We start from the raw sequence: 24,575 nt of genomic DNA, 5'->3' as shown, positions 1-24,575 counted from the left end.
AATGCGGGCTGGCGGGCTGTATCCAGAAACTCTCTTGAAAATGTCTTCACACCGCAGGGAAGCAATGCTAGCATTTACGCGCAATAAACGAAAATAGCGGCTTTGTGTGCCGTTTTTTGAGGCGGTTTGGTGCGCCCAGAGCGCTGACAGGGTGGATCGCCGTTTGAGGAGAATTTTATGAAACTGGAAAAAAAGCCACTGAGCGTACCTGATATCATGAACATGCCCAAGCCTCGTCCCGCCCGTGCGGGCGCGGTCAAGGCGGTTGTGCTGGCGGTGCTGGCGGTGATCCTGGTGAGCGGTGCGGCCTACTGGCTCACGCGCGATAAATCCACACGCGACCAGTGGAAGGAAAAGGCCGCAGAAGTCATCAACAATGCCACCAGCGGCACGCTTCTGGCAGGCGTGGGCGATGTACTGCGCGATGCGCCGCCACCCCCGCCCATCTCGGTTGTAAGCCCCCCCACCTCGCCCGGCACTCTGGCAGGCCAGACCGTGCAGGGCAGCGTGGCCTCACCCGTGGTCAGTTCTATTCCCACCGGGCAGGCGGGGCAGCAGAACGGACTGCAAATGCCGCAAAAAGTAACGGAAGACAGCCACATTAAGCTGGAATTTGTGGAAGATCTGGCGGCTTTTATTGTGTCGCGCTTCAAACCCGGTCCGCAGGCAGGCACGCTTAACGTGAGCGTGCAGGCACTAAACCAGCGGTACGGGGTAAAGCTTGCTGGTACGGCAGACGGCAAGGGCGGGCGTGACGCGCTGCTGCGCTATGCCTTTCATCCTACCATGTTGCGCGGTCTGTATGGTCTGTACGCTGACCGTTTTCTGGAGACCGTCAACCGCGACGCCGCCTCCAAGGGCTTTACGCCCGATCAGATTCGACAGCTGCATATGGCCATGGCCGGGCGGTTTGTGTTGCTGGCTGGCGCGCTTGAGGGCGTTGCCTCTGTGCCCAATCTTGCAGCCCGTATGCGCGAGGAAGAAAAGGGCTCGCAAGGTGTTGTGGATATTAACGCGCAAATGGCCGAAGCCGTATTTGCCGTTGACCAGTTGCGCGAAAATAATGCTTCAGATTCGCAGGTTTCAACGGCGCAGCTGCGGGTAGACGGCCTGAGTGCCCGTTATCGCCGTGCGCTTGAAGACCGCGCCGCCTTGCAGCGTACACTTGTGGCGGCCATCCGTCAGGGCGGCGGTCAGGCTCTGGACGACGATTCCCTGTTCTTTGTGGCCCAGTGGGTTGACCGCCGTTTGCGCTCCGACCCACAGGCGCTGGAATCAGTTCAGGCCTCGGCGGGTATTTTGCGTGATCTGGCAAGGCGCAGTGCTCAGGCTGGTACGGGCGCGCCTCTTCAGCCGCAGCCCGCCTCGCAGAATATACCGCAAGGCGCGCTGCAGAACGGTGCATCTGACGGGGCGCATGTGCAGACCTCGCCAGCACTGACTCCGCCCCCAGCGGCTTCTCCCGCTCTGGTTCAGCCCCAGTCTGTCCCCGTATTACCGGGCCAGAGCGCCCAGGGCGCAGCAGAGCGCGCGCCTGCCGCCAGAACGGGACAACCCTGATGGGCAAAGCTCTGCTGTTTGTGGGTGGTACGCGTAGCGGCAAAAGCGGTATGGCCCTGCGCTGGGCCGAAGCGCAGGCCCCACATCGTCTGTATCTCGCCACCGGGCGGGCTGATGATGAAGAAATGACCGCGCGCATTGCCCGCCACAAGGCGGAGCGCGGCAGCGGCTGGCTGTGCAGCGAGGAGCCGCTTGACCCTGCGGCGGTGCTAGCCGGCGTAGCGCGGAAATCTGCTGGCGGCAGTGACAATTGTGCTGCCGGAGTTGTGCTGCTTGATTGCGTAAGCCTGTGGGTAGCCAACCTTATGGCTGCCGATATGGCGGAAAAGGACATTCTTGACCGCGTGGACGCACTGGCGGCTGTTATTGCCGACTATCCCCTGCCGCTCGTTCTGGTGAGCGTGGAGGCGGGCCTTGGCATGGTTGCCATGTCGAGCCTTGGCAGACGGTTTCAGGATACGCTGGGCCTTGCCAATCAGGCTTTGGCCCGCGTGTGCGACACCGTACTTTTTGTAAGCTGCGGGCTGCCCCTTGTGCTCAAGGGACAGCTGCCGGAGGAAATATGCTGAAGTTTTTTGAGCTGCCCGGTGCAAGGGCTGCGAACGGCGGAACTGTTGCCCGCATGATCCAGAGCGGCGCTGGCGCGCTGCTGTGGTTGTTGGTTGTGTTGCAGGCCGGTTTTGCCATTGCCGCCACTGATCCGCGCCAGTGCATTCTGGATGCGGGCAGTGCCGTGGACAAATCGGATGTGGCCGCCTTTGAACGGCAGGTTGATGTGGACGCCATCCTGGAGCAGGCCCTGAATCTTTTTGTGCGTCGCGCCCAGGACCCCGAAGCGGCAAAAGACCTGCCCCCTATGGTTGCCCTGCTGTTTACGCAGGCCGCCTCCAAGGAGGGCAACGTGCGTTCTCTGCTGCTCAATGAAACCCGCGCCTTTGTGCTCAACGGCATTTCGTCCGGCGCGTTCGCTGGCAAAAAGCCTTCTGCCACGACATCGCAGGGGCTGCTTGCACCGCTGTTTGCCGATGCCTCCACTGGCCGCAAGGAAATCAAGAGTGTGGGGCAGGCCCGGCGTGACGGCGACGGCTGGCTTGTGCCCTTTGTGGTGCACGACGGCGGCAACGGTGAATCCTATGATGTCACAGGCCGCGTGACCTCCTCCAAGGGCGAAATGCGCCTGACATCAGTGGCCAACATGGAATCTCTGTTGCGCAAGGTTGCGGCAGAAAGCCGCGCCGTGGAACCCTGAGAATCTGCACGTAGCGGGCAAGACCCGTTGCATGATAATATTTGCCAGCTCAAAATGGGCGACAAAAAAAGGGAGCCAATGGCTCCCTTTTTTATCATCTTGATACTTGCTTACTGCGCGGGCTGGCTGTTGCCGTCCTCGTGCTTTTCAGGCCGCAGGGTGCGGCAGATGGGCTGGGCCGTGGCCCTGCCGGAGAATATCTCTTCGGCGGGGGCGGCAAGCGCCTGCGGCAGCACTTCGTCCACATGGTCAACAAAGACAATCTCCAGGTCACGCAGCACTTCGTCCGGTACTTCCTTGAGGTCTTTTTCGTTGTCGTGCGGCATAATCACCTTTTTGATGCCGCTACGGCGCGCCGCCAGCAGCTTTTCGCGCAGGCCGCCGATGGGCAACACCCGGCCACGCAGCGAAATCTCGCCGGTCATGGCCACATCGTTGCGCACAGGAATGCCCAGCAATGCAGAGGTGATGGAGGTGGCAAGGGTGATACCTGCCGAGGGGCCGTCCTTGGGGGTTGCGCCTGCGGGCACGTGCACGTGGATATCCACCTTGCGGTGGAAGCGCGTGTCGAGCCCCAGAACCTCGGCCCGCGAGCGCACGTATGAAAGCGCCGCCTTGGCCGATTCAGTCATGACCTCGCCCAGCTGGCCGGTGGTAACCACATGGCCGGACCCGGCCATGAGACTGGTTTCTACCAGCAGAATTTCGCCGCCGCGCTGGTTGTAGGCAAGGCCCGCGCACACGCCCACCTGCGGTTCGGTTTCGCGTTCGTCGTGACGGTATTTTTTCACGCCAAGCATGGAGGGCAGGCTTTGCCGCGAAATGCTAATGCATTTTTCCGTATCGTCGTCTTCCACAAGCTTGATGGCGGTTTTGCGGCACAGGGCGGCAATTTCGCGTTCAAGGTTGCGCACGCCAGCCTCGCGCGTGTACGAGCGGATGATCTCGAGAATGGCGTTGTCCGACACTCGGATGTTGCCTTCCTTGAGGCCGTGCTCCTCACGCTGGCGGGGCAGCAGAAAACGGCGGGCAATGTGGCGTTTTTCCGTTTCTAGGTAGCTGTTGAGCTCGATTATTTCCATGCGGTCAAGCAGCGGCACGGGTATGGAGTGCAGCGAGTTGGCCGTGGTGATGAAAAAGATTTTGGAAAGATCATACTCCAGATCAAGGTAGTGATCCATGAAGGTATTGTTCTGTTCCGGATCAAGCACTTCCAGCAGGGCCGAGGCCGGGTCGCCACGGTAGTCGGAGGTCATCTTGTCCACTTCGTCCAGGCAGAAGAGCGGATTGTTGAACTTTACCCGCTTGAGCGACTGGATGATCTTGCCTGGCAGTGCGCCCACATAGGTGCGGCGGTGCCCGCGAATTTCGGCCTCGTCACGCACGCCGCCAAGCGAAAGGCGCACAAAATCACGCCCCGTGGCGCGGGCCACAGACTTGGCAAGCGATGTTTTGCCCACGCCGGGGGGGCCCACAAGGCACAGGATGGGGCCTTTGAGACCCTGCGAGAGCTTTTGCACTGCAAGGTACTCAAGAATGCGTTCCTTGGGTTTTTCAAGGCCGTAGTGGTCGCCGTCAAGAATGGCGCGGGCCTTTTCAAGGTCAATGTCAATCTGCTTCAGGTCGTTCCAGGGCAGGTCGAGAATCCAGTCCACATAGTTGCGCACAACCGTGTATTCAGCGGCAGAGGGCGGCATGCTGCGCAGCTTGCGGGCTTCGGAAAGAGCCTTTTCGCGCGCTTCTTCGGGCATGTCGCGGGCCTTGAGCTTCTGCTCGATTTCGTCAACTTCGGCCTGGGGATCGTCGTCGCGTCCCATTTCCTTGTTGATGGCCTTGATCTGCTCGTTGAGGTAATACTCGCGCTGGTTGCGCTCCATCTGCACCTTGACGCGGTTCTTAATGCGCTTTTCAACCGTGGCAAGAGCCACCTCGCCCTGCAAAAGCTCGTAGGCGAGTTCGAGGCGCTGGGTGGCGTCGTCTATCTCAAGGGCTTCCTGCTTTTTGCGGTAATCGACCTTGAGGTGCGGAATGATGGCGTCGGCAAGGGGGCCGATTTCCTGCAGGGCAAGAATTGAGAGCACGGCCTCTTGCGAAATCTTTTTGTTGTTTTTGCCGTATTCTTCAAGAGCTTCGTGCACGGCGCGCACGAGGGCCTCGCGCTCTTCGGGGCGGCTCTGCTTTTCGGCGCGACGTTGCACGCGTACCATGGCGCACTGTTCTTCTTCGTGCAGGTCTTCCCAGGTGGCGCGGTACACGCCTTCAAACAGAACCTTGATGGTTCCGTCGGGCAGGCGCAGCATCTGCAACACCTTACTGACCACGCCCACGGGCGAAAGGTCCTGTGCGTCGGGCTTTTCCAGTTCCGGCTCGCGCTGGGCCACCAGAAAGATCTGTTTGCTGTAGGTGGCCTGAGCGGCTTCGATGGCCTTGATGGAGGCTTCCCGGCCCACAAAGAGCGGCATGATGGAGCGGGGGAACATGACCACCTCGCGCAAAGGCATGATGGGCAGTTCGATGTAAGAGTCTGAGCCGCGCATGTCGTCTGTCATAAATTTTCCCCTGAAAAAAGGCCGGACGGCGGTCAGCGCCGCCCGGCGGAACTTGGAGCATGTTCACTTAGAAATGCCTGCTTGTGGCGAAGCATTGTGCCGTTGCAGCGCAGCCTTGCGGCCTGCGACCCCTGCAACAGGTTCGCCTGCAGACACTTCGCAGCACGGATTTCAGGAAAATCCGCACAGAGCCGGACCGTCAGCCCGCATGAAACGGCGCGGCCAGACTTGCGGCCTAGGAGGCCTTGTCGCCCCCGGCCTGAGCCTTGGTGGCGTCTGCGCCGTCGGCCTTGTCGCCAAACAGCAGCACAGGCTCCTTGCCCTTGTCTATAACAGCCTGATTGATCAGGCATTCGCGCACGTTGGGCATGGATGGCAGCTTGAACATGATGTCGAGCATGATGCGTTCCATCACGTTGCGCAGACCGCGCGCGCCCGTCTTGCGTTCAATGGCCTTGGCGGCAATGGCCTTGAGGGCGTTGGGCGTAAAGCGCAGGTCAACATTCTCAAGCCCAAAGAGCTTCTGGTACTGACGCACCAGCGCGTTCTTGGGTTCGGTGAGGATGCGCACCAGATCGGGTTCGTCCAGCTCGTCCACATGGGTGATGATCGGAATACGGCCCACAAATTCGGGGATAAGACCGAACTTCACCAGATCCTGCGGGTGGATGCGGTCAAGCAGCTCGCCAAGGGGCATATCCTTGCTGGCGCGCACCTTGGCGCCAAAGCCCATGGCGCCGCCGCTCATGCGGCCGCCCACGATTTTGTCGAGGCCCACAAAGGCACCGCCCACGATGAACAGGATGTTGCTCGTGTTCATGCGGATAAATTCCTGCTGAGGGTGCTTGCGCCCGCCCTTGGGAGGAATATTGGCCTCTGTGCCTTCAATGATCTTGAGCAGGGCCTGCTGCACACCTTCGCCCGAAACATCGCGTGTGATTGAGGGGCCATCGCCCTTGCGCGAAATCTTGTCGATTTCGTCAATGTAGATGATGCCCTTGCTGGCGGATTCAAGGTCGTAGTCTGCATTTTGCAGCAGCTGCACAAGGATGTTTTCCACATCCTCGCCCACGTAGCCGGCTTCGGTCAGCGTGGTGGCGTCTGCAATGGCAAAGGGTACGCGCAGTACCCGGGCCAAAGTTTTGGCAAGCAGGGTTTTACCGCTGCCAGAGGGGCCCACAAGCAGGATGTTGCTTTTTTCAAGCTCCACATCGTCGCCTAGGGCGCTGGCATAAAACACGCGCTTGTAGTGGTTGTGCACCGCCACAGAAAGAATCTTTTTGGCTTCGTTCTGCCCGATAACGTACTGATCAAGGCGGTCCTTGATCTCCTGGGGCGAAAGAAGACGTTCTTCGCTCTGCGGGCTTTCCATCTGGTCGCGGGCGATAATTTCGTTGCAGGCTTTGACGCACTTGTCGCATATGCTGGCGCCGTCCTGCACGATGAGATTGCGAACCTCAAGCTCGCTGCGTCCGCAAAAGGAGCAGCGCAGGGGTTCGCTCACCGTGGGTTTATCGTTCTTGGCCATAATTATTCGCTCTTTTCCTGAGCCATCTCGTTCCGCGACACAAGCACGCGGTCAATAATGCCGAGTTCCTTGGCTTCTTCAGGAGTCAAAAAGTTATCGCGTTCGGTAGCCTTGACTATGTCCTTGTAGGGACGGCCCGTATTGTCGGCCAGCATGCGGTTGAGGCGTTCCTTGAGGCGCAGCACCTCGCGCGCGTGGATTTCAATATCGGTGGCCTGACCCTGAAAACCGCCCGAAGGCTGATGGATCATGATCTGGCTATTGGGCAAAGCAAAACGCATGCCAGGCTTGCCAGCGGCCAGCAAAAAGGCTCCCATGCTTGCGGCGCGGCCCATGCACACAGTTGCCACCGGCGAGGTGATAAAGCGCATGGTGTCGTAAATGGCAAGCCCGGCGGTAACTGAGCCGCCGGGAGAGTTGATGTAGAGGTAGATTTCTTTTTCCGGGTCTTGCGACTCAAGAAAGAGCAGCTGGGCGCAAATGAGGGAAGCGACCGTGTCGTTGACCTCTGAGCCAAGCAGTACAATGCGGTCCTTGAGCAGGCGCGAGTAAATATCATAGGCCCGCTCAGAGCGGCCGGTGGTTTCTATAACCATGGGGACAAGCGACATATAAGCCTCTTGGCGCGGCTTGTGGGCCGGTTGGCTGCGGCGTGGCCGCAAAATAAAACCAAAAGGCGGCCTTAAGGCCGCCTCCCTTATACTTCAGTTAGTCCTGAGCGCTGGCGGGTGCGCCCGGCGCGGCGTCACCCTCGGCTCCCGCTGCCGGGGCCTTGGGTTCCACTTCGGTCACCTTGGACTTGGCATAAACCAGATCCATGGCCTTGTCGGCCAGCATGCGGTCACGCAGCACAAAGATCATGCCCGAACGCTCGTAGCTTTCACGCAAGGTCTTGAAGTCTTCGCCAGTACGCATGCTCATCTGGTAGATCTGAGTGTTGACCTCATTGTCGGTCACGTCAAGACCTTCTTTTTTGGCAATGCTGAGCAGCAGAACCTGCGAGCGGGCCAGTTCTTCAGACTGGGGCTTAACTTCGGCGCGCAGTTCGTCCATGCTCTTGCCAAGGGAATCAAGGCTGCGGCCCTGACGCTCGATGCGGGCAGCCATATCGCCCAGCAGCGTACGCTCCTGGGTTTCTACAAGGCTGGGGGGCAGTTCAAATTCAACCATCTTCAACAGGCGGTCGAGCAGGGTCTTCTGCGCGGCGCTCTTGTTGAGGTTGGCACGGCTCTGGGTGTAGCTGCCGGTGATGGCTTCGCGCAGCTTTTCAACGCTTTCAAGGCCCACGGTCTTGGCGAGCTCGTCGTTGAGTTCGGGCAGCTTGCGTTCCTTGATGGCATGCACGCGCACCTTCATGGTGACGGTTTTGCCAGCAAGATCCTTGGCAAGAAAATCTTCGGGGAAGGTGATCTGGCCTTCGCCTTCTTCACCATAGCGGATGGTCTTGACCAGGGCTTCAAAATCTTCAAGGGCCTGGCGTTCGCCAAGGGCCAGATCAAAACTTTCGGCCTTCACGCCTTCCAGGGGCTCGCCGTTTTCAAAAGCGGCAAAGTCGATGGTGGCAACCTGGCCGTCCACGGCGGGGCCGGAACCTTCAACGGGCACGAGCTGGGCGCGGTCGCGGCGAATGCGGTCGATAACTTCCTGCACTTCCTTTTCGTCCACAACCACTTTTTCCTGTTCCACTTCCATGCCTTCGTAGGCAGGCAGGGTGAACTTGGGCAGCATTTCAAATTCGACGCTGTACACATAGCCCTGGCCGCGTTCAAACGTGCCCTTGGCGTCAACGTCCACACCAGCGAGGGGCGACACGTCGAGCTTCTGCATCACATCATTGATGTGCACGTTGATGAGGTCCTGACGGGCTTCTTCATAAATCTTGTCGCGGAAGCGCTGTTCGATGACCGACGCCGGAACCTTGCCCTTGCGGAAACCGTCCAGCTGCACCGAAGTTTTGTACAGCGCCACGGCGCCCATGATGGCTGCATCCACTTCCTGGGCTTCGGTGGTGATGACGACCTTTTTTCTGACCGGCGAAATGTCTTCTGCGCTATATTCCACGAGGGACTCCTTTTCTGGTGAGGTAGTTGGTGCGAGAGGGGGGACTTGAACCCCCATACCAATGGTGCTGGATTCTAAGTCCAGTGCGTCTACCAATTCCGCCACTCTCGCAAAGCGTGTTTCCATAGCACACTTGCCGGTGGGCTGCAAGCCGCGAGGGACGCTCCTTTTTCGGGAGCGTTCGCGGCCGATGCACCGGGCGGACAGGCTTATGCCCAAAATCTTTGGTTTAGATAAGTCGTTTTGCCAATAGGGCAAGCCATAATGTTAAAAAAATTACATGCGGCCCTGCTTCGGCTTCTGCCTTGGTCTGGGCCCGCATGGCCACAGCATGGCGGCTGGCCGTGCTTGCTTATGGCAGACTGCCGGGCGGCAGCAGCAAAAAAATCAGCACAGAATCAACTCAACCGCTGGGCAGAGTCAGCGCAAAATCAGGGCCGTGCCGTCTGCTTCGGCTTCTGTTACTTCGCCCACCTCGCAGGCCAGGTCACCCCCGGCGAGCAGCCGTGCGCGGGCCTCGGCCACCTGTTCTGGCGGCACTGACAGCAAAAGCCCTCCCGATGTCTGGGCGTCAAAGGCAAGGCTCGTCAGGGCTTCGTCCACGCCGTGTGCCACACGGGTGGAGCAGGCCCAATACTTCCTGTTCAGGTGGCTGCCAGCGGGGATAAGCCCGTCGCGCGCGTATTCAAGAGCGTACGGCATCAGGGGCAAGGCCTCGGCGTGCAGCACCACGGTAACTTTTGAGGCAAGGGCCATCTCAAGGGCATGGCCGCCAAGGCCAAAGCCGGTAATATCAGTTGCTGCGGTAATCTTGAGGTCGCGCACCACGGCACCGGCTACGCTGTTGAGGCGCGAGCACCAGCGCGTAACCTCGGCCTCGCTTTCTTCCGCATGGTCCCAGCGGGCTTTTACGGCGGTTGAGAGCACGCCTGTGCCAATGGGTTTGGTCAACAGTAGCCGGTTGCCGGGGGTGAGACCATCGTTGCGGGCCATGTGGCCGGGGTCGATGATGCCCGTGACAGCGAGACCGTACTTGAGTTCATCGTCCTGTACCGTGTGCCCGCCAGCCAGCACGGCTCCGGCTTCGTTCATCGCGTCGAGACCACCACGCAGAATATTTTCCAGTATGCCTTGCGGATCGTCTTCTGCCAGTGCCTGCGGAAAAAAGGCCACGTTCATGGCGCTCCACGGTTGGCCGCCCATGGCGTATACGTCCGAAAGCGCGTTTGCAGCCGCAATGCGGCCAAAGGCAAAGGCATCGTTGACGATGGGCGCAAGAATATCCACGGTCTGCACCAGGGCGCAGCCAGGGGGAACGGTAAGCACTACGGCATCTTCGTTCCGGGCGCGACCAGCCAGAACCCTGGCCTCAAGGTCAGGGCGCGTATCAGACGGCAAACCGCGCAAAAGTCGCTCCAGGGCCCCTGGAGCCAGCTTGGCGGCTCAACCGGCCGCGCGGGCTTTTTCCAGCAGTTTCATGCTGCGCTCCCTGGTTTTTTACTGTTCATTCGTTAATTATGCCTGCTTGAAGACAAAAGGTCAAAATCCGCTAATTGACGGCCATGCGATTATAGGATGCAATGACAAAGCCGTAATGTGTCTGACCAAGCCTTTTGAAAAACAAGGGGAGTCACCCATGGATGCATGTCGTAAGAGCTGTTTCTCCGGATTACTGCCAGCATTGGTTCTGGCTTTGGCGTTACTGCTGCCCATGCAGGCCCGGGCAGCCGTGCATGAGGGGTTTGTGCACGTGACCGACATGTGTGAAAACGTGATTCTGGAAATACGCTATTTTTCTTCATACAACTTTGTGGGCAAGCGTATCAACGGCTATGCGGCCCCGCAGGCCATACTGAGCGAACCCGCGGCCAAAGCCCTGTGCAAGGCGGCTGCAACGGCCGAAGAAAAAGGATATGTTCTTAAGATATTTGACGCATACCGGCCCCAGGCCGCAGTGGACAACTTTGTGCGCTGGGGGATGGATGCCGCCGATATTCGCATGAAATCCGTATTTTATCCGCAGGTGGAAAAGGCCCGCGTGTTTGACCTTGGCTATGTGGCCACCCGTTCGGGGCATTCGCGAGGCAGCACTGTAGACCTGACCCTTGTGGACAGGCAAAGCGGCAGAGAGCTGGACATGGGCACGCCTTTTGACTTTTTTGGTGAGGCTTCGCACCACGGGGCCAAGGGTATGACCCCGCAGCAGCAGACCAACAGGGCCGCGCTGCTGGGGATTATGGAAGGTACAGGCTTCAAGCGCTATGAAGAAGAATGGTGGCACTACACCCTTAAAAACGAGCCCTATCCCGATACCTATTTCAATTTTGCGGTGGAGTAAGCGGGTCACCCCATATAAGGTTATCGTTTTCTTCTTTCCATCCATAAGGTTGCGGCGTAGCATACCCAGCAATGTTTCACTAAAGGATATGCCGTGAAGATTGTTGTGTGCGCCAAAAAAGACCTTGCCGGATGTGTTGCCCTCAACAGGCTGCTGACGGGGCTTATTGCCCGGCATGAAGTATTTGTGGTTCTTTCGGACTATGTGCTTGATGCCGAATGCAGCAATGACTATGCGGCAAGCCTTGTGGCGCACGAGCGCGGCATGATGGTTGAGCATATTCTGCCCTGGCTTGAGGCCCGCTTTCCCCAGGGCAATTCCGCACCGTGCCAGACATACCTTGGCCTGCAACAGCGCCACAATATCCCCATGGAACTTTGGGGGCCCATGAAGTCTGCAGAATCGCGGCAGCGTATGCGCGCCCTTGCGCCCGATGTGGTTATTTCCTGCCGGTATGACTATGTTATTCCTACAGAAGTTATTGATATGCCACGGTTGGGAACCTACGGCATGCACCCCGGCGCACTGCCCGACCTGCAAGGCCTGTGCAGCCCCTTCCGCGCCATGCAGCACCGTCATGCGCGCTCTGGCTGCACGCTGTTTCATCTGGATGCAGGGCTGGACACAGGCCCCATTGTAGAGATTGGCTGGTGGCCTATTGATTACGGGCGCTCACTGCTGTGGAACTTTGTGCACACCTATTTTGCGGGCATAGATACGCTGCTGCGCCACCTGCCGGAACTGGAAGCGGGGCGGGAACTCTCAACCTGCGTGCAGAGCTCGGCAGGGCGGCAGTATTTCAGTTATCCCACCGAGGCGGAATTTAGCAGCTTTACGCAAAAGGTAGGGCCGTTGGTGCGGGAAGACGACTATTATGAAATCTTGTCGTGGTTTTTGCCGGGTGGGCTGGCTGACCCGGCCATGCCGGAACTGAGAAAATTTGTAGGTTCGCTTGGCGGTTCACGCGACGGCTCCTCTGCCAGCAGCTTGACCTGCAGCGCGGCGCACAGCCAGAAATGCCGCCCGGGCTGCTGCCCCGATAATACTCAGGAAAATGACACGGATTGCGATGATGCCTGCACACAGAAGGGCGCGTTGGCCAGCGCCTAGCAGCATCCGCACTACGTCAGCAAACAGGCAGGCCCGCGTGCCCTTGCGGTCAGCTTTTTGGCTTGCCGGTTCGCCACAGCAGGTGGAACAGCAGCGCCAGCACGCAAATAATGCTGCCCATAAGCAGCAGTGCGCTGGCTGATGTCATGATGCTGATGGCAAGGCCAAACACAACCGGGCCTGCCACCTGCCCCATGCGTTCAAGCCCCCGGTATACCGAGGCGGTTTTTTCCCTGCCAAGCTTCTGGGCCGTAGCCAGCGTAAGCACGCAGATCATCGAGGCCGGAGCCGCCAGGCACTGGGCCAGCCCCAGGGTGATGACCGCGGCGGCAGCCCCCGCCATTCCTGTGGCTTTTGCCGCAATCAGCAGTGTAATGCCAGAGAGCAGGCCCGTGAGGGTCAGGAACAGGGATTTGTCCTTCCTGTGGTCTATCCACCGGCCAAGCAGCGGCCCAGCCGTGATGAAACACAGACCATAAAGCATGAAGATACGGCCAATGTCCGACTGGTCCACGTGCGCGTTTGCCAGCCTGAGCGGCAGCAGATAGTGCAGAAAGCCGGTCAGACACATGGCAGCGGGAATACCCACCAGCAGCAGCACAAGGTGCATGCGCGGGTCTTGCAGCAGCTGCATGCAGCCCGAGAACATGTGCCCTTGTGGTGTTGCAGGCTGGCCCGCGTTGACGGTTGCTGTTTCTTCTTCAGATTCTCTGCCCAGCATTACCGTAAACAGGGCAAGCAATATGGTGCAGGCCGCCGTGCCAAGCACTGCCTGAAACGAGATATGATCGGCCAGCATGGCCCCTGCGGCAGAGCCGCAAATACTGCCTGAAAAAATACCCGCAAATACACTGGTAAGGCCCGCCCCGGCATTGGCCTTGCCCAGCGTGCCGATCTGTCCCGCCATGAGCACCAGCCCAAAGCCAAAGCCCGCAGCAATGCGGCCCAGAATCAGCAGGTGCAGGCTGTTGGCCATGCTGCCCATCAGCAGGCCCACGGCCGCGGCCAAAGTTCCTGCTGCAAAGACTTTTTGCCAGCCATATCGTAGCGAAAACCCGCCAGAAAACAGCAGGGCCACACCGGCGCTGACCATCTCCGCCGAAATGGGCAGACCGATGGCCACATCGCGGCTCAGGCCCAACAGTGGTTCGTACAGCTGGCGGGCCAGCAGCGGAATAAAAGAAATGCCCATGTCGTAGCCCAAAAAGAACACAAAACCGGCTGCCCGCAGGGCCTGAACAGCCCGCGAACGGTGCGTTCCCTCCAGAGCCGCCACAGCCGTATCGTGGGGCAGGGTGCGCAGGGCGATAAGTCCCAGCAGCTTGGAAAGCTCAAGCAGGAGCAAAAAGCTGATGAGCAGCGAGGCACCAAGGTCGAGAGCCAGGGCCGAAATGCGCGTTGTGATAGCCTGGGGCTGCAAGGCCAGCTGCAGGCGCAGCACTTCCTGCTTTTGGCGGAAACGGCTAGGCCAGTAGGTATTCAGCGATTTTTCAACGCTGAGCGAAGCATCGGGCACATGTCCGGCAGAGGCGATGGCAGTGCCATCGGGGGTGAGCAGTCTTGCTCCGGCCAGTTCGTTGTTGGCTGCCAGCAGCTGTTCCAGAGCCTGATCCTTGCCGCGCAGGCTGGCAATATCCACGCCCTTGTGGATAAGGTACTCGAAATCACGCCCGGTGGCTTCGGCCAGAATGTCGGCCTTGGTGTGCACGGCCTGTTTGACGTAGGTGTCAAAGAGCGCCAGCGTACCGCAGGCGTAAAGCACCTGTGCTGTCCCAATGATGATGAGCAGCATTCTGGTCATGCCCGAAAGGCTCATTCCCACAGCTCGCTGACCGGTAAGCAGGCCAAGGCGGCCAGCCAGAATCAGCCCTGCCACCAGGCAGGCCGCGCCCAGCAGCATGGACGACAGGCGCAGAAAATCGTCTGTGGCCGCATCTATGCGTTTGCCGTCAATGTCTACCACCAGCCAGCCCACGGGGGCTTTGTAGCGCAATGGAATGGTCAGGCGGTAGCCACCGGCTATTTTATGCGGAGCCTGTGCTGCTTCCGCATCGGCCGGAAGCTGTATTGAGGCCTCATGGGGCGCTTGCGTCGTGGGGAGCGTGGTGCCGGAGGCATCCTGCGCGGGCTGGGCATACAGAATTCGCCCTCTGGCATCGGCAACAACCACCCGGCGCATGCCCGAAGCGCTTTGCCCCAGTTCTGCCAGCATTTCTTCCATGCCCGCATATGAGGCCAGGGGCTTGCCAAAGCGCATGCCGCGTTCGATATCGCGGGCAAGACGTTCCGCACCGCTGCGGTAGCCCGAAAGCACCATGTCTGTCGCCAGCGTATTTAATGTGGAAACAGAGAGCAGCACGTTGAACCCAAGGGTGACCAGCAGAACCCCCAGCCCAAGAAGCAATGCATTGATGCGCAGTTTGCGCGTGGCGCGGATGAGCACGGGCGATCCTTAAGGCGTGCCGGGGTGCGGCTGGCTGATGGTTTCGTGCAGTTCGTCTGCCGTTACCAGAACGTCAAAGGGAAAATCAAAGCCAATGGCCTTGGCGGTGGCAAGGTTGAGGGCAATGGATGGCTCTGACTGGTCGAGCATGGGCAGGGTGCGGGGTTTTGTGCCGGTGAGTATGGCGTGGGCCTGCCCGGCAAGCGCTGTGCCGCTGGGGCCGAAATTCCAGGTAGAAAAGCCCATGAGCGCACCGGCCTTGACGTATTCCGAGCCGTCACGGGCAAAGGTGGGTATCTTCCACTGATTGAGTTTTTGCAGCAGCGGGGCCATGCCCGCATCGCCAATGTCAAAGCAGTTGAGCGGGCCGATAAAAAAGGCATCCATGCCTTTTTTGTGCAGTTCGTCTAGCCCCTTGTGGCATTCGTCGGTGCTTTCTGCAGAGGAGAGACCGTCGTAGAGCACCAGCTCAAAGCCCAGCTCGGAGGCAATGGCCTGTGCATCGCCCAGCGCCGCGTACACGCGCCCTTCCTGACTGTTCTGGAACATGATGCCCATTTTGTGGAAGCGCACCACGTCATAAAAAACGCGGAACATGGAAGACCATCGGTCAACCTCTACGCGGCAGGTAAAGTTGTCCACGCCGGAATCATCAGCGCTTTTGACCACGCCAGCGGCAATGGGGTCGGCCATGCCCATGCCCAGAATGGGCGTGCGGCCATCGTTGACCGCAAGCAGAGCCTTTACGGCTGCCGTGCCCATGCCCACCACAAGATCAAGATCCCTGCGCTGTAAAAGCTGCTTTGCCAGTTCCGGCAGGCGGCGCATCTGCTCTGGCTGCCAGCCGGGGCTCAGCCGGGCATCTGCCGGATATTCGCAGCGCATGTCATCGTATTTACCCATGCCGTCGCGAAAGGCGTTCCATGTATTGTCGAAAAGCCAGAATGGGCCAGCCTCAAGGTACCCGATGCGTTTGACAGGTGGGTTGGCAAGGGCGGCGGAACCGCAGGGGAGGCACAGCACTGCCGCCACAATCGCAATGCAGGCAGTCATGAGCATGGAACGCATAAAGCGTATCAGGTGCTGCGGGCGCAGCAAGGGCATGGTGGCAACAGCCGCATTGAAATACATGCTATAGTGCCGCCCGAAAGAAATTTTTCATTGTGCAGTGCCCTGCGCGGGCTAGTTGTGCCGTTGCTTTTTGCTGCCCGATGCAAGCACGAGCAGCAATCCCACCAGCGGGGTGAGCAGAATACTGGCAAAAAAATTGCCCCAAAAGCCCAGACGCGAATTCATGCCCAGCAGCCCGATAAACAGGCTCAGAACAAGTATGATAGCTAGCATCTGCACGATGGGCCTCCCTTACTGCCTGACCGCGCCGCCACGGTTGGGTTGCAGCAGTGATTTGTCGAGCCTTTTGATGTAGTCTGTCACGCTTTCGCCGGGGGCTATCCAGCTTACCCCGTCGGGAGTGGGCTGCGTCGCGGAATCCTGCCGCGCTGCGCCGGACCGGGGGGCTTCTGAACGTGCTGCATCGGGCCGTGCATTGTCTGGCAAGGCAGCGCCAGGTCGGGGAGACGATGTCTTGCCCTGATCCATCTTTGGTGCGTCCTGCCTGCCTGCATCCTGCCTGGCGGGCGCCTGTTGGGCAGATTTGGCGGCAGACCCCTGCGAGCCTGATTTGTCTGCGGATTTGTCAGCCGGAGCGTCAGGCGAGGCTGCGCCCGTTTGCGAATCGGCATTCAGTATGACCGGCAGGCCGTCCTTGCCGCCGATAACAACCACCTTGGCGTTGGGCGAAGACGCCAGGTCCTTGGTGGCCTGTATGCCCTGATAGCGCAGGAAGTTCTGCGTCATGTGCTCATTGACGAGCATCTGGTATGCCTTGATGCCTTCGGCCTCGATAATCTTGCGACGCGCTTCCTGCTGTTCTTCAAGCAGAATGTATTTGTAGCGCAGGTAACTCTGCTCGGCCACCAGCTTGCGCTCAATGGAATCGCGCAGAACTTCGGGCAGGGTGATGGTTTTGACCACAAAACCCTGAATAAGAATGGGGATGCGCCCCATTTCTTCCACGGCGTCCACAAGCATCTGATCCTGAAGCTCTTGCCGCGCAGTGGAATAAAGGTCGTCTGGCCGGTAGCTGCCAATGGTCTGGCGCACGGCAGAATTCATGATGGGCAGTACGACCTTTTCGCGGTAGCGGGGGCCAATTTCCTGATGCAGGGCGGGCAGCCGGTCGCGGATAATCTGGAAGCGCAGCGAAATCTGCACGTTGATGGTCAGACCGTCCACTGTGAGCACGTCGATGTTCTGCGTTTCTTCCTGCACGCGCACGTCATAGATATACATGATATTCCATGGCTGGATAAAATGTATGCCTTCCTCGTAGGTGTGCTGCAACTGCGTGCCCCCGCGAAAACGCGCGTACAGTACACCCAGCTCGCCGGGCTTGATGGAAATGACAATGCTCGGCCAGAGAAACAGGATTATCAGCGTGGTAACAAGACCACCACAGATGATCCGTATGCGATTGCGGCGTATTTTGTCCCGTATTGCTGCCCAGAGACTTTTCATTGGTCCAACCGGTAGGTTTGCTGTGTATATTGCGCAGAGCCGCGCCAGAACATGTCAAGCGTATAGTCTATGCACTGCCTTTCAAAAAGTATGCAGCGTTCTTTATCGTCTTCTGTCTGGCCCATGCAGATATTGTAAAGAATGGGGCAAAGATCGACATTAAGTACAAATTCGCCGAGGTTTGGCCGTGAATGCACGGCCTTGCGGGCATGGTGCACAATGCCCTTGACATATTTATTGTTGCAGATCTGTATACGCTGGCCGTAATCGTGGTTTTCCTCGTAGCATTTAAGGCGGTTCTGGATGGTTTGCGTGTTTTCAGCTGCGTTGACTTCAGAGGGCAGCGTCTCACGTACGTTGTTGTACAGTTCGCGTACCAGCTGAATATTCGAGTTGCCCGTCAGATCCTTGGCCGCTGCCCCTTGTGCAGGGCACAGGCCAAGCAGCAGCGCAAGGCAGAGCGCCAGGCGTATCACTTGGCTTTTCATGCCGTGCTCCCCAGGTCTGCGGGTTCTTCCACAAAGCCGCCCTCACGCATGGTCAGCACCCTGTCTGCCACATGGAAGTAGCGATCATCGTGCGAGATGGCCAGAATGGTGCCGCCCTGTCTGATGATGTCGGGCAGCAGTTCTTCGTAAAAATATCGGCGAAAGATGGGGTCAAAATCTGCCGCAACTTCGTCAAACAGGTAGATATGTCGTTTTTCAAGCAAGGCGCAGGCAAGAGCAAGGCGCTTGCGCTGCCCCGCCGAGAGATCAAGTGTGGAAAATGTGCCGTCTTCAAGCAGGGTGACCTTGGTTTCCATATGCAGGGTGCGCAGCACGTCAGTAAGCTGTTCAGCGGTGATGTTGAGCCCCAGAGGCCGCGAAAACAGGTGGTAATCTGTGGGCACAATGGTGAAGAGATTGCGGTACGATTCCATGTTCACATCGCAGAGCAGGGAATCGTTGAGGTACATTTCACCGGCTTGCGGCGCATACAGCCCAGCCAGCACCTTCATGAAGGTGGATTTGCCCGATCCGTTGCCGCCACGAATGAAAACCAGCTCGCCCTGGTGCAGTTCAAAATGTTCCACGTCAATGCCAAAGACTCGCAGCCCGGCGCGGTCGCGGTAGTCAAAGCGCACGTTGCGCATGGCGATGGATGAAAAATCGGGGATAGCCGGGTCGGGCTGCTGCCAGCGGGCCACAACGCCATCATTTTCAAAGGGCTCGGTAACGGCGTCAATCTGGGCTTCAACCCCCGCCAGTTCCTGAAGGCTCATTTCAACCTTGGCCATCATGGGCACAGAGGTGATCAGGCTGATGAGCGGGCTCAGGCTGAACATGCACAGCACGAGCAGCGAGGATGTTTCAGATGTCTCAAGCCCCAGAACCTTGGGCATGATAAAGAGAATCAGCCCCAGTATCAGCAAGTTGAACATGGCAAAAAATGAAATGCCCAGCGCGTGCCGGTGTTCGGTGGCGTCTCTTGCCTCAGATGCGACAGAGAGGTCGGGAATGATCTGCTCGCCAAAAAGGGCACGAGTTCTTGGCTTGTGCATCTTGAGCTGCAGCAGGCCCGCATACAGGTCGCGCAGGCCCGCGCAAAAACGCTGATCAGCCCGCATGGCGGGGCCCATGTGGGCATGCACGCTGTTGATGAGCTGCAAAAAAATCCAGAAGCCAGCGCCAAGCAGCACAAAAACGCCCAGTGTGCCGGGTATGGAAACTGTGGCCATTTTTGCAAATGAAACCAGCACCATCACCGTATTGGCCGAGGCAGCCACCAGCATGCGGGCGGCTTCAACCACCATTTCTCGTCCATCAAGCAGGGCCGACTGGATACGGTTTTTGTCCAGCTTTTCGTATTCAATCAGCGAGACGCCGCGCAGTTTTGAGGCAATGCGCATGCGCCATGCCATGATGCCGCGCAGGGCAACTTGCGCCGAGTGGCCCGTAATATACCGAAAAAGAAAATAAAAGGCTGTGAGACAGACCATGAATGCCAAAAATGTGTGGAACTGTAGGCCGTCGTCTGAGGAAAGCTGTTCCAGACCCTGTAGAACCGAAAAAACGGCAAGTCCCTGCATGATGCCAGAGCCAAGGCACGCAGCAACAATCTTGTTGCCCTCGTCGCCTGCCTGCTCCCACAGAAGTTTCAGAAACAGCGATTTTTTCAGTTGCAGCATGTGGTTCTGTGGCCCCGGTGTTCAGGTGCGCCGCGCCATAAAAAAGGTCTGGCGGTCTGTTTGCAGCCCATGATGGTTCGCGGCGCTGTCAAACGCAATAGTACACACACTGCCGCGTGCTGCGGCAGCAGCCTTATGCAAGGCATATGGATCTTGCAGCCCAGTGGTGCACGGGGCGATCATGCCATGGTTGCATGGCTAAAAGGGGGCCAGCCGTCTGGCCCCCTGTGTCTGATTCCCGAAACCGATCAGGGGATGCCGATATTGTTTGGGGCTGCTAAGCCGCGTCGGTCTTCGCCTCGGTGGCGGATTCCTCGGCGGGGGCTTCAGCGGCTTCCTTCTTTACCTTTTTCTTGAGCTTGCCCACAAAGTTTTTACCTTCTTCAACCTTTTCCTTGAAGTAGGTCTTGGCTTCTTCGGCGTCAAAATCAATCAGGTTGCCGCCCTTTCTGAAGTGACGGTCAAAAACCCAGCCCAGAGCGTAGGTGGTAGCACCGCCCATGATGCTGATGGTGGCCGCACCGGCGGTGATGCCGATGACAGGAATGCTTTTGAGCAGTGAGGCGGCAAGGGGCACGCTGGCGGTGGTCAGCAGGCCACCGCAGAGCGAAGAAATGATGGACTTGACACGTTCTTTTTTGAATTCCACGCCGTGGGCCTTGGCAAGGGCATGGATCAACTCAATCTGCAGGGCGGTGAGGCCCAGAAAGTCAACCAGCGGCACGGGCACAAAGCCGATGCCGATGGCACCGTAAACGCGCTTGCGAATGATGGCATCCACGACTTCTTCAGCGGGGCAAGCGCATTCGCAGGTTTCTGCTTCGGTCTGGCAGGCTGCCTGATCTTCTACACCGTCAACCTTGTTTTCCAACGTATCTTTCATCATGTGCAACCTCGATAAAATCGGTTTCAGGGTTACGGGAAAAATTACTGTGAAGCGCGCGTCTTATCAACGCCCGCGAGGGTAGCGTCAAAAAGTTCGTCTGCCGAGATAAGCAGAACCAGAGGCAGATCCATGCCCATTCTTTGCGCTGTCACAAGGTTCAGCGCAATCTTGGGGGTATAGGCCGCTTCTTCAAGCTGTGTGTTGGGCGGCAAAAGTCCAAGCTGCGCGGCCATGTGGTCTGCATAAAATTTGCCCAAGGGCACATAATCAAGGGTGGACAGCCCCATGAGCGCCCCCCTGCTGACATGCACACTGCCGTCGCGCGCAAAGGTCTTTATTTCCTTTGTATTCAGTATATCAAATATCGGTTGCGGGTTGGCCTGGGTCCAGTCAAAGCAGTTGAGCGCCGAGATGTAAAAGGCGTCTATGCCTTCCTGCATAAGCCTGTTCACGCCTTTTGTGCATGATTCGATGCTCTCGGCCTTGTCCAGAAAGGGGTATTCCACCAGTGTAAAGCCCCGTTCGCGCGCCACTTCGCGGGCTTCGCGAACGTTGGAGTACGAGAGCCCTTCGGGGCTGTCGTGGTACATGATGCCAAGGCGGCGAAAGGGTAGAGCTTCGTGAAAAAGGGCAAATACCTTGAACCACTTGTTCTTGGTATAGCGGATGGTCAGGTTGGCGGCCCCCTTGCCGGTCACCGGGTCAACAATGCCCGCGCCAGCGGGGTCGGCCACGTCCACGCTCATGATGGGGGTTTTGCCGTTGTTTTCGGCCAGCAGGGCCTTGGTGGCCTCTGTGCCCATGCTGATGATCACATCAATGGCCGGGTTGGCCATCAGCTTGCGGGCTTCGGCACGGTACTCGCTGTCTGGGGCATCCCAGCCGGGGCTGATATGAAATTCGTCAGGAAAAATAATGTGCTGGGCAACCCCACGTTGTTGCAGGGCCTTGATGATTTCTTTTTGCAGCAGGCTGAATTCCCAGTACGAACCAGCCTCAAAATAGGCTGCAATCTTGGGTTTGGTGGTCTGGGGTGCGGGAGACAGCGGGGCGGGAGCAGCCAGAGAAGCAGTGCTCAACGCCATGGCGCACAGCATTACCGCGCACATCGTCATGACTCTGTGCGCCGCTGCAAATATGGCGAGGAACGATCTGAGGCGGCTGCTCATGGAACAATATACCTTTGATGCGCTCTCGAAGACGCAGTGTATCCGCCGGGTGGCGGTTCAGCCGAGCCGGGTTCGGAACCGGGTTTGCGGGCTGTGTATGTGCCATATTGGCGCGGTGCGCAAAGTCTTGCGCCCATATTTGAATGTATCAGAGGAAAAGCGGTATCGTCCACATGAATTTGCAGGCAGAACCGGCATATCTGCATGGTTTTCGCCACGATGCGACCAAAACACGGGGCACCTCACATAACCCGTACAATCACCTCAAGGCGTGGGCCGCAGGCAGCAACGCTGCACTGGTAGGCGGCATTGGCGGCAATGTCATGGCTGGTCCACTGGTCTGGCGAGGCTGCGGCGCACTGTGGGGCGCAGGCGTCAGCCACTGGGGCAGAAAGTATCCAGTTGTCCTGTTGCTGCCCCGTATTAACGCAAAAGCTGTGCAGTGGCGTGTTCAGCCCCGTGCCGCAGGCTTTGAGCACAGCTTCCTTGCGGGTCCAACAGCGCAGAAACGTCCTTTCCAGCTCATTATCGGGCAGGGCCCGCAGGGCCTGCCGCTCTTGCGGGTGCAGCTGGTCTGTGAGGTCGGCGGCGTCCGGCAGGGCACGCAGCTGTTCCACATCAATACCGACCGTGGCGGTGCGGCACAACGCCACCCAAACCATGTCGGCGCTGTGACTGATGGAAAAATCTGTATTTGTCTGTGGGCAAAAGGGTTTGCCGTAGGGGCTGCGGGCAAAGGGGGCGATATTGTTCTGGCCTGTTGCGGCGCACAGCATGCGCCGTGCGAGCGCCCGGCCTGCAAGGTGACGCACTGCGTCAGCCATCTGGGCAAAGCGGCTGGCCTCGCGTCTTTCGTGCTCGGTGGTATAGGGCACGCACTGGCTGGCCCACGCGGCCATGTCTTCAAGATGCAGGCCAACGCATAGAATTGCGCCAGCCTCGGCCTCGGGTGCCGACCATTGGCAAAACAGCCGCGCCAGCATGTTAGCCCGCCGGGTATAGAGTACGCGCGATGTGCTCGGCCAGCTCGCGCCAGTGGTGCTGAATGTAAAAATGCCCGCCTCTGAAACCACGTACCGTACCGCCCGCGCTGGAAAACTGGTGCCAGAGTCTGGCTTCATTTTCTGTTACAGTGTCGTCATTGCCAATGCAGGCGTGAATGGGAACCGGCAGGGGCTGGCAGGGGGCTGGCCGCCAGTTTTCCAGTGCAGAAAAATCCGCCACAAGCATGGGTTCCATGTATCTTTTGAAGTCGTCAGAAAGCGCCACGCCCGGTGGGGTGCCGCCCATGCGCATGACATATTCCCACAGTTCGCCCGGCTGCAGCGCTGAGACCGGGCGGTCCATGCCCGTGTGCACCTTGTCTGGCGTGGCCGCGGCAGAGATAAACAGTGCCTTGGGCAGGGGCAGTGCAGCTTCGCGTGCAAGCCTCGCGCTGGCGTAGGCCAGCAGGCCGCCCATGCTGTGGCCAAAAATGGCGTAGGGCGAGGTTTGGGCGGTTGGAAGCATCTGTTCAAGCAGGTCGCGGCCCATGGCCTCCATGCTGGTGGGCAGAGGCTCGCGGCAACGGCGCCCCTTGCCGGGCAGATCGAGCGGCACAACCTTGACTGTGTGTGGAAAAAACTCGGCAAACAGCGCGTAATACGCGCCGTTTCCGCCCGCGTGGGGAATGCAGAAAAGCGTTGTTGTCTCAGAATGTTGCATGCACTCTCTGCCTACAGGTCTACCCAGCCGGCGTCGTCGTCAAGCTTCTGGATGATTATGCGCGAGGCTTGTTCTTCGTGTCCGATGCGGGCGTGCATCTGCTTGAGAACAACGTTGCCGTCACTGATGCCGCAAATTTCCAGTTTGCCTATGTCGTGCCCGATTATGTATTTGAAACGCTTGCCATAACCGCTGAGTCTGGCCTTGGCCTTGTCCACAATGGCAATGCCCTGCTTGAGCGGCAGCTGAAAATGGTGCCGCACCCGCGAAACGGGCATGCACTGGTAAAGATAGTAGGGATTCACCCCAATGGCCAGCAGGCGGTTCATGAGCTCTGCAATGTCTTCGGCGGTATCGTTGACGCCGCGCAGCAGCACTGCCTGATTGTTGATGGTGGCCCCGCACTGGCGCAGCCGCCTGATGCCCTCTGTGGATGTGGGCGTGATTTCGCGGGCGTGGTTGTAGTGCGTGGCGATATACAGGGCCTTGCGTTCGGCAAAGGTGCGCAGTGAGTCGATAAGGGCATCGTCAAACAGGCGCAGCGGGTAGGTGACAGGAATACGTGTGCCTATGCGTACAAAATCCACGTGGGCAATTTCGGCCAGACCAGCCAGCATTTTTTGCAATACCGGGGTCGCCAGGGTGAGCGGGTCGCCGCCGGAAAGAATGACGTTGTTGATCTTGGGGTGGTCGGCAATGTACTGCAGCGCTCCGGCAAAGTTGCGCAGGGTCTGCTGGCTCGAGTGCCCCACGATGCGGCGGCGGAAGCAGTGGCGGCAGTGCATGGCGCAGCACTCTGTGGTTACCAGCAGGGCGGTGCAGTCATACTTGTGCAGCATGCCGTTGCCCTTGTCGTGCTTGTCGTCGCCGTAGGGGTCGGCAGTGGTCGCCCCCATGGATCCGGCAACCACCATTTCTTCGGCATCAGGAAAGCACATGCGGCGGATAGGGTCGGCAGGATCGTCTTTATCAATAAGGCTAAGATAATAACGGGGAATGTTGACCGGATGCACCTTTGCCACTTCGCGAAGGATTTTTTCTTCCTCCGCACTGAAGGAAGCGTATTCCTTCAGCTGGTCGATGCTGACAACATTGTTGGTAAGTTCCTTTTTCCAATCAAGGCATTTCCAGCAAGGTTCTGCGTGCATTATTCCGGCCTCTGTTTGCGATTGGATTTCGGCAATTTCACAATTCTGGCGAACCAGAGCATCGGATAAGTGGGCCGGCGAGA

General features: G+C 58.5%; 21 protein-coding genes and 1 tRNA gene. 5 read left to right on the top strand and 17 right to left on the bottom strand.

Annotation, left to right across the window (positions count from 1 at the left end; all coding sequences use genetic code 11):
* The first annotated feature begins 177 nt into the window (after positions 1 to 177).
* The 3 genes from F8N36_RS13080 to F8N36_RS13070 are packed head-to-tail and all read left to right on the top strand — an operon-like array spanning position 178 to position 2,809.
* On the top strand, positions 178 to 1,560 hold the full coding sequence (locus tag F8N36_RS13080; RefSeq protein WP_291333260.1) for a hypothetical protein: 1,383 nt from the start codon (positions 178 to 180) through the stop codon (positions 1,558 to 1,560).
* Positions 1,560 to 2,129, top strand: a complete 570-nt coding sequence (locus F8N36_RS13075) for a bifunctional adenosylcobinamide kinase/adenosylcobinamide-phosphate guanylyltransferase (protein WP_291333259.1) — start codon at positions 1,560 to 1,562, stop codon at positions 2,127 to 2,129. The genes F8N36_RS13080 and F8N36_RS13075 overlap by 1 nt, the downstream gene beginning before the upstream one ends.
* Complete coding sequence (locus F8N36_RS13070) at positions 2,123 to 2,809, top strand: hypothetical protein (RefSeq protein ID WP_291333258.1); 687 nt, start codon at positions 2,123 to 2,125, stop codon at positions 2,807 to 2,809. Before F8N36_RS13075 ends, F8N36_RS13070 begins: the two co-directional genes overlap by 7 nt.
* Positions 2,810 to 2,919: 110 nt before the next feature.
* Here F8N36_RS13070 and lon read toward each other — a convergent pair whose 3' ends face one another.
* From lon to selD, 6 genes are all read right to left on the bottom strand, one after another.
* On the bottom strand, positions 2,920 to 5,358 hold the full coding sequence (gene lon, locus F8N36_RS13065; protein ID WP_291333257.1) for an endopeptidase La: 2,439 nt from the start codon (positions 5,356 to 5,358) through the stop codon (positions 2,920 to 2,922).
* A gap of 235 nt (positions 5,359 to 5,593) precedes the next feature.
* Entirely contained in the window at positions 5,594 to 6,886 is a 1,293-nt protein-coding gene (gene clpX, locus F8N36_RS13060) for an ATP-dependent Clp protease ATP-binding subunit ClpX (protein ID WP_291333256.1), read from the bottom strand.
* A gap of 2 nt (positions 6,887 to 6,888) precedes the next feature.
* Positions 6,889 to 7,497: an ATP-dependent Clp endopeptidase proteolytic subunit ClpP gene (gene clpP / locus F8N36_RS13055; RefSeq protein ID WP_291333255.1), complete on the bottom strand. Its 609-nt coding sequence runs from the start codon at positions 7,495 to 7,497 to the stop codon at positions 6,889 to 6,891.
* A gap of 97 nt (positions 7,498 to 7,594) precedes the next feature.
* Positions 7,595 to 8,947, bottom strand: coding sequence for a trigger factor (gene tig / locus F8N36_RS13050; RefSeq protein ID WP_291333254.1), 1,353 nt, complete (start codon positions 8,945 to 8,947; stop codon positions 7,595 to 7,597).
* 27 nt (positions 8,948 to 8,974) lie between these two features.
* Positions 8,975 to 9,058 (bottom strand) — tRNA-Leu (locus F8N36_RS13045).
* 309 nt (positions 9,059 to 9,367) lie between these two features.
* Entirely contained in the window at positions 9,368 to 10,426 is a 1,059-nt protein-coding gene (selD, locus tag F8N36_RS13040) for a selenide, water dikinase SelD (protein ID WP_291333253.1), read from the bottom strand.
* 157 nt (positions 10,427 to 10,583) lie between these two features.
* Between selD and F8N36_RS13035 the strand changes: the two genes are divergently transcribed.
* Together F8N36_RS13035 and F8N36_RS13030 are read left to right on the top strand one after the other, a co-directional pair.
* Complete coding sequence (locus tag F8N36_RS13035; RefSeq protein WP_291333252.1) at positions 10,584 to 11,285, top strand: M15 family metallopeptidase; 702 nt, start codon at positions 10,584 to 10,586, stop codon at positions 11,283 to 11,285.
* A 93-nt stretch (positions 11,286 to 11,378) separates the two neighbouring features.
* A complete protein-coding gene (locus F8N36_RS13030) occupies positions 11,379 to 12,395 on the top strand; it encodes a formyltransferase family protein (protein WP_291333251.1) in 1,017 nt (338 codons plus the stop codon).
* A gap of 49 nt (positions 12,396 to 12,444) precedes the next feature.
* Here F8N36_RS13030 and F8N36_RS13025 read toward each other — a convergent pair whose 3' ends face one another.
* The 11 genes from F8N36_RS13025 to F8N36_RS12975 form a co-directional block, all read right to left on the bottom strand.
* Positions 12,445 to 14,838, bottom strand: a complete 2,394-nt coding sequence (locus F8N36_RS13025) for an MFS transporter (protein ID WP_291333250.1) — start codon at positions 14,836 to 14,838, stop codon at positions 12,445 to 12,447.
* 9 nt (positions 14,839 to 14,847) lie between these two features.
* Positions 14,848 to 15,969 (bottom strand): ABC transporter substrate binding protein, encoded by a 1,122-nt coding sequence (locus tag F8N36_RS13020; RefSeq protein ID WP_291333249.1) that lies wholly within the window; start codon positions 15,967 to 15,969, stop codon positions 14,848 to 14,850.
* A 51-nt stretch (positions 15,970 to 16,020) separates the two neighbouring features.
* Positions 16,021 to 16,188, bottom strand: a complete 168-nt coding sequence (locus tag F8N36_RS13015; RefSeq protein ID WP_291333248.1) for a hypothetical protein — start codon at positions 16,186 to 16,188, stop codon at positions 16,021 to 16,023.
* 12 nt (positions 16,189 to 16,200) lie between these two features.
* Positions 16,201 to 17,415, bottom strand: coding sequence for an SPFH domain-containing protein (locus tag F8N36_RS13010; RefSeq protein ID WP_291333247.1), 1,215 nt, complete (start codon positions 17,413 to 17,415; stop codon positions 16,201 to 16,203).
* Positions 17,412 to 17,903: a hypothetical protein gene (locus F8N36_RS13005; protein ID WP_291333246.1), complete on the bottom strand. Its 492-nt coding sequence runs from the start codon at positions 17,901 to 17,903 to the stop codon at positions 17,412 to 17,414. Before F8N36_RS13005 ends, F8N36_RS13010 begins: the two co-directional genes overlap by 4 nt.
* Positions 17,900 to 19,585, bottom strand: coding sequence for an ATP-binding cassette domain-containing protein (locus F8N36_RS13000; RefSeq protein WP_291333245.1), 1,686 nt, complete (start codon positions 19,583 to 19,585; stop codon positions 17,900 to 17,902). The genes F8N36_RS13005 and F8N36_RS13000 overlap by 4 nt, the downstream gene beginning before the upstream one ends.
* A 277-nt stretch (positions 19,586 to 19,862) precedes the next feature.
* A complete protein-coding gene (locus F8N36_RS12995; protein WP_291333244.1) occupies positions 19,863 to 20,468 on the bottom strand; it encodes a DUF697 domain-containing protein in 606 nt (201 codons plus the stop codon).
* A gap of 44 nt (positions 20,469 to 20,512) precedes the next feature.
* The gene (locus tag F8N36_RS12990; protein WP_291333243.1) at positions 20,513 to 21,586 is read right to left on the bottom strand and encodes an ABC transporter substrate binding protein; all 1,074 of its coding nucleotides are present in this window, start codon (positions 21,584 to 21,586) and stop codon (positions 20,513 to 20,515) included.
* Between the two features lie 296 nt (positions 21,587 to 21,882).
* Positions 21,883 to 22,623, bottom strand: a complete 741-nt coding sequence (locus F8N36_RS12985; protein ID WP_291333242.1) for a 4'-phosphopantetheinyl transferase superfamily protein — start codon at positions 22,621 to 22,623, stop codon at positions 21,883 to 21,885.
* Position 22,624: 1 nt separating this feature from the next.
* The gene (locus F8N36_RS12980) at positions 22,625 to 23,344 is read right to left on the bottom strand and encodes an alpha/beta fold hydrolase (protein ID WP_291333241.1); all 720 of its coding nucleotides are present in this window, start codon (positions 23,342 to 23,344) and stop codon (positions 22,625 to 22,627) included.
* An 11-nt stretch (positions 23,345 to 23,355) separates the two neighbouring features.
* Positions 23,356 to 24,492 (bottom strand): KamA family radical SAM protein, encoded by a 1,137-nt coding sequence (locus tag F8N36_RS12975; protein ID WP_291333240.1) that lies wholly within the window; start codon positions 24,490 to 24,492, stop codon positions 23,356 to 23,358.
* Positions 24,493 to 24,575: the final 83 nt, after the last annotated feature.

Origin of the sequence: Desulfovibrio sp., from assembly GCF_009712225.1 — a bacterium.
Classification (GTDB): Bacteria; Desulfobacterota; Desulfovibrionia; order Desulfovibrionales; family Desulfovibrionaceae; genus Desulfovibrio.
This window is presented reverse-complemented; position numbering and strand designations above follow the sequence as displayed.

Excerpts from the sequence above, each read along its gene's own strand:
- F8N36_RS13080 (WP_291333260.1), top strand. The coding sequence starts at position 178 with ATGAAACTGGAAAAAAAGCCACTGAGCGTACCTGATATCATGAACATG.
- F8N36_RS13075 (WP_291333259.1), top strand. The coding sequence starts at position 1,560 with ATGGGCAAAGCTCTGCTGTTTGTGGGTGGTACGCGTAGCGGCAAAAGC.
- F8N36_RS13070 (WP_291333258.1), top strand. The coding sequence starts at position 2,123 with ATGCTGAAGTTTTTTGAGCTGCCCGGTGCAAGGGCTGCGAACGGCGGA.
- lon (WP_291333257.1), bottom strand. The coding sequence starts at position 5,358 with ATGACAGACGACATGCGCGGCTCAGACTCTTACATCGAACTGCCCATC.
- clpX (WP_291333256.1), bottom strand. The coding sequence starts at position 6,886 with ATGGCCAAGAACGATAAACCCACGGTGAGCGAACCCCTGCGCTGCTCC.
- clpP (WP_291333255.1), bottom strand. The coding sequence starts at position 7,497 with ATGTCGCTTGTCCCCATGGTTATAGAAACCACCGGCCGCTCTGAGCGG.
- F8N36_RS13035 (WP_291333252.1), top strand. The coding sequence starts at position 10,584 with ATGGATGCATGTCGTAAGAGCTGTTTCTCCGGATTACTGCCAGCATTG.
- F8N36_RS13020 (WP_291333249.1), bottom strand. The coding sequence starts at position 15,969 with ATGTATTTCAATGCGGCTGTTGCCACCATGCCCTTGCTGCGCCCGCAG.
- F8N36_RS13010 (WP_291333247.1), bottom strand. The coding sequence starts at position 17,415 with ATGAAAAGTCTCTGGGCAGCAATACGGGACAAAATACGCCGCAATCGC.
- F8N36_RS13005 (WP_291333246.1), bottom strand. The coding sequence starts at position 17,903 with ATGAAAAGCCAAGTGATACGCCTGGCGCTCTGCCTTGCGCTGCTGCTT.
- F8N36_RS13000 (WP_291333245.1), bottom strand. The coding sequence starts at position 19,585 with ATGCTGCAACTGAAAAAATCGCTGTTTCTGAAACTTCTGTGGGAGCAG.
- F8N36_RS12995 (WP_291333244.1), bottom strand. The coding sequence starts at position 20,468 with ATGAAAGATACGTTGGAAAACAAGGTTGACGGTGTAGAAGATCAGGCA.
- F8N36_RS12990 (WP_291333243.1), bottom strand. The coding sequence starts at position 21,586 with ATGACGATGTGCGCGGTAATGCTGTGCGCCATGGCGTTGAGCACTGCT.
- F8N36_RS12985 (WP_291333242.1), bottom strand. The coding sequence starts at position 22,623 with ATGCTGGCGCGGCTGTTTTGCCAATGGTCGGCACCCGAGGCCGAGGCT.
- F8N36_RS12980 (WP_291333241.1), bottom strand. The coding sequence starts at position 23,344 with ATGCAACATTCTGAGACAACAACGCTTTTCTGCATTCCCCACGCGGGC.
- F8N36_RS12975 (WP_291333240.1), bottom strand. The coding sequence starts at position 24,492 with ATGCACGCAGAACCTTGCTGGAAATGCCTTGATTGGAAAAAGGAACTT.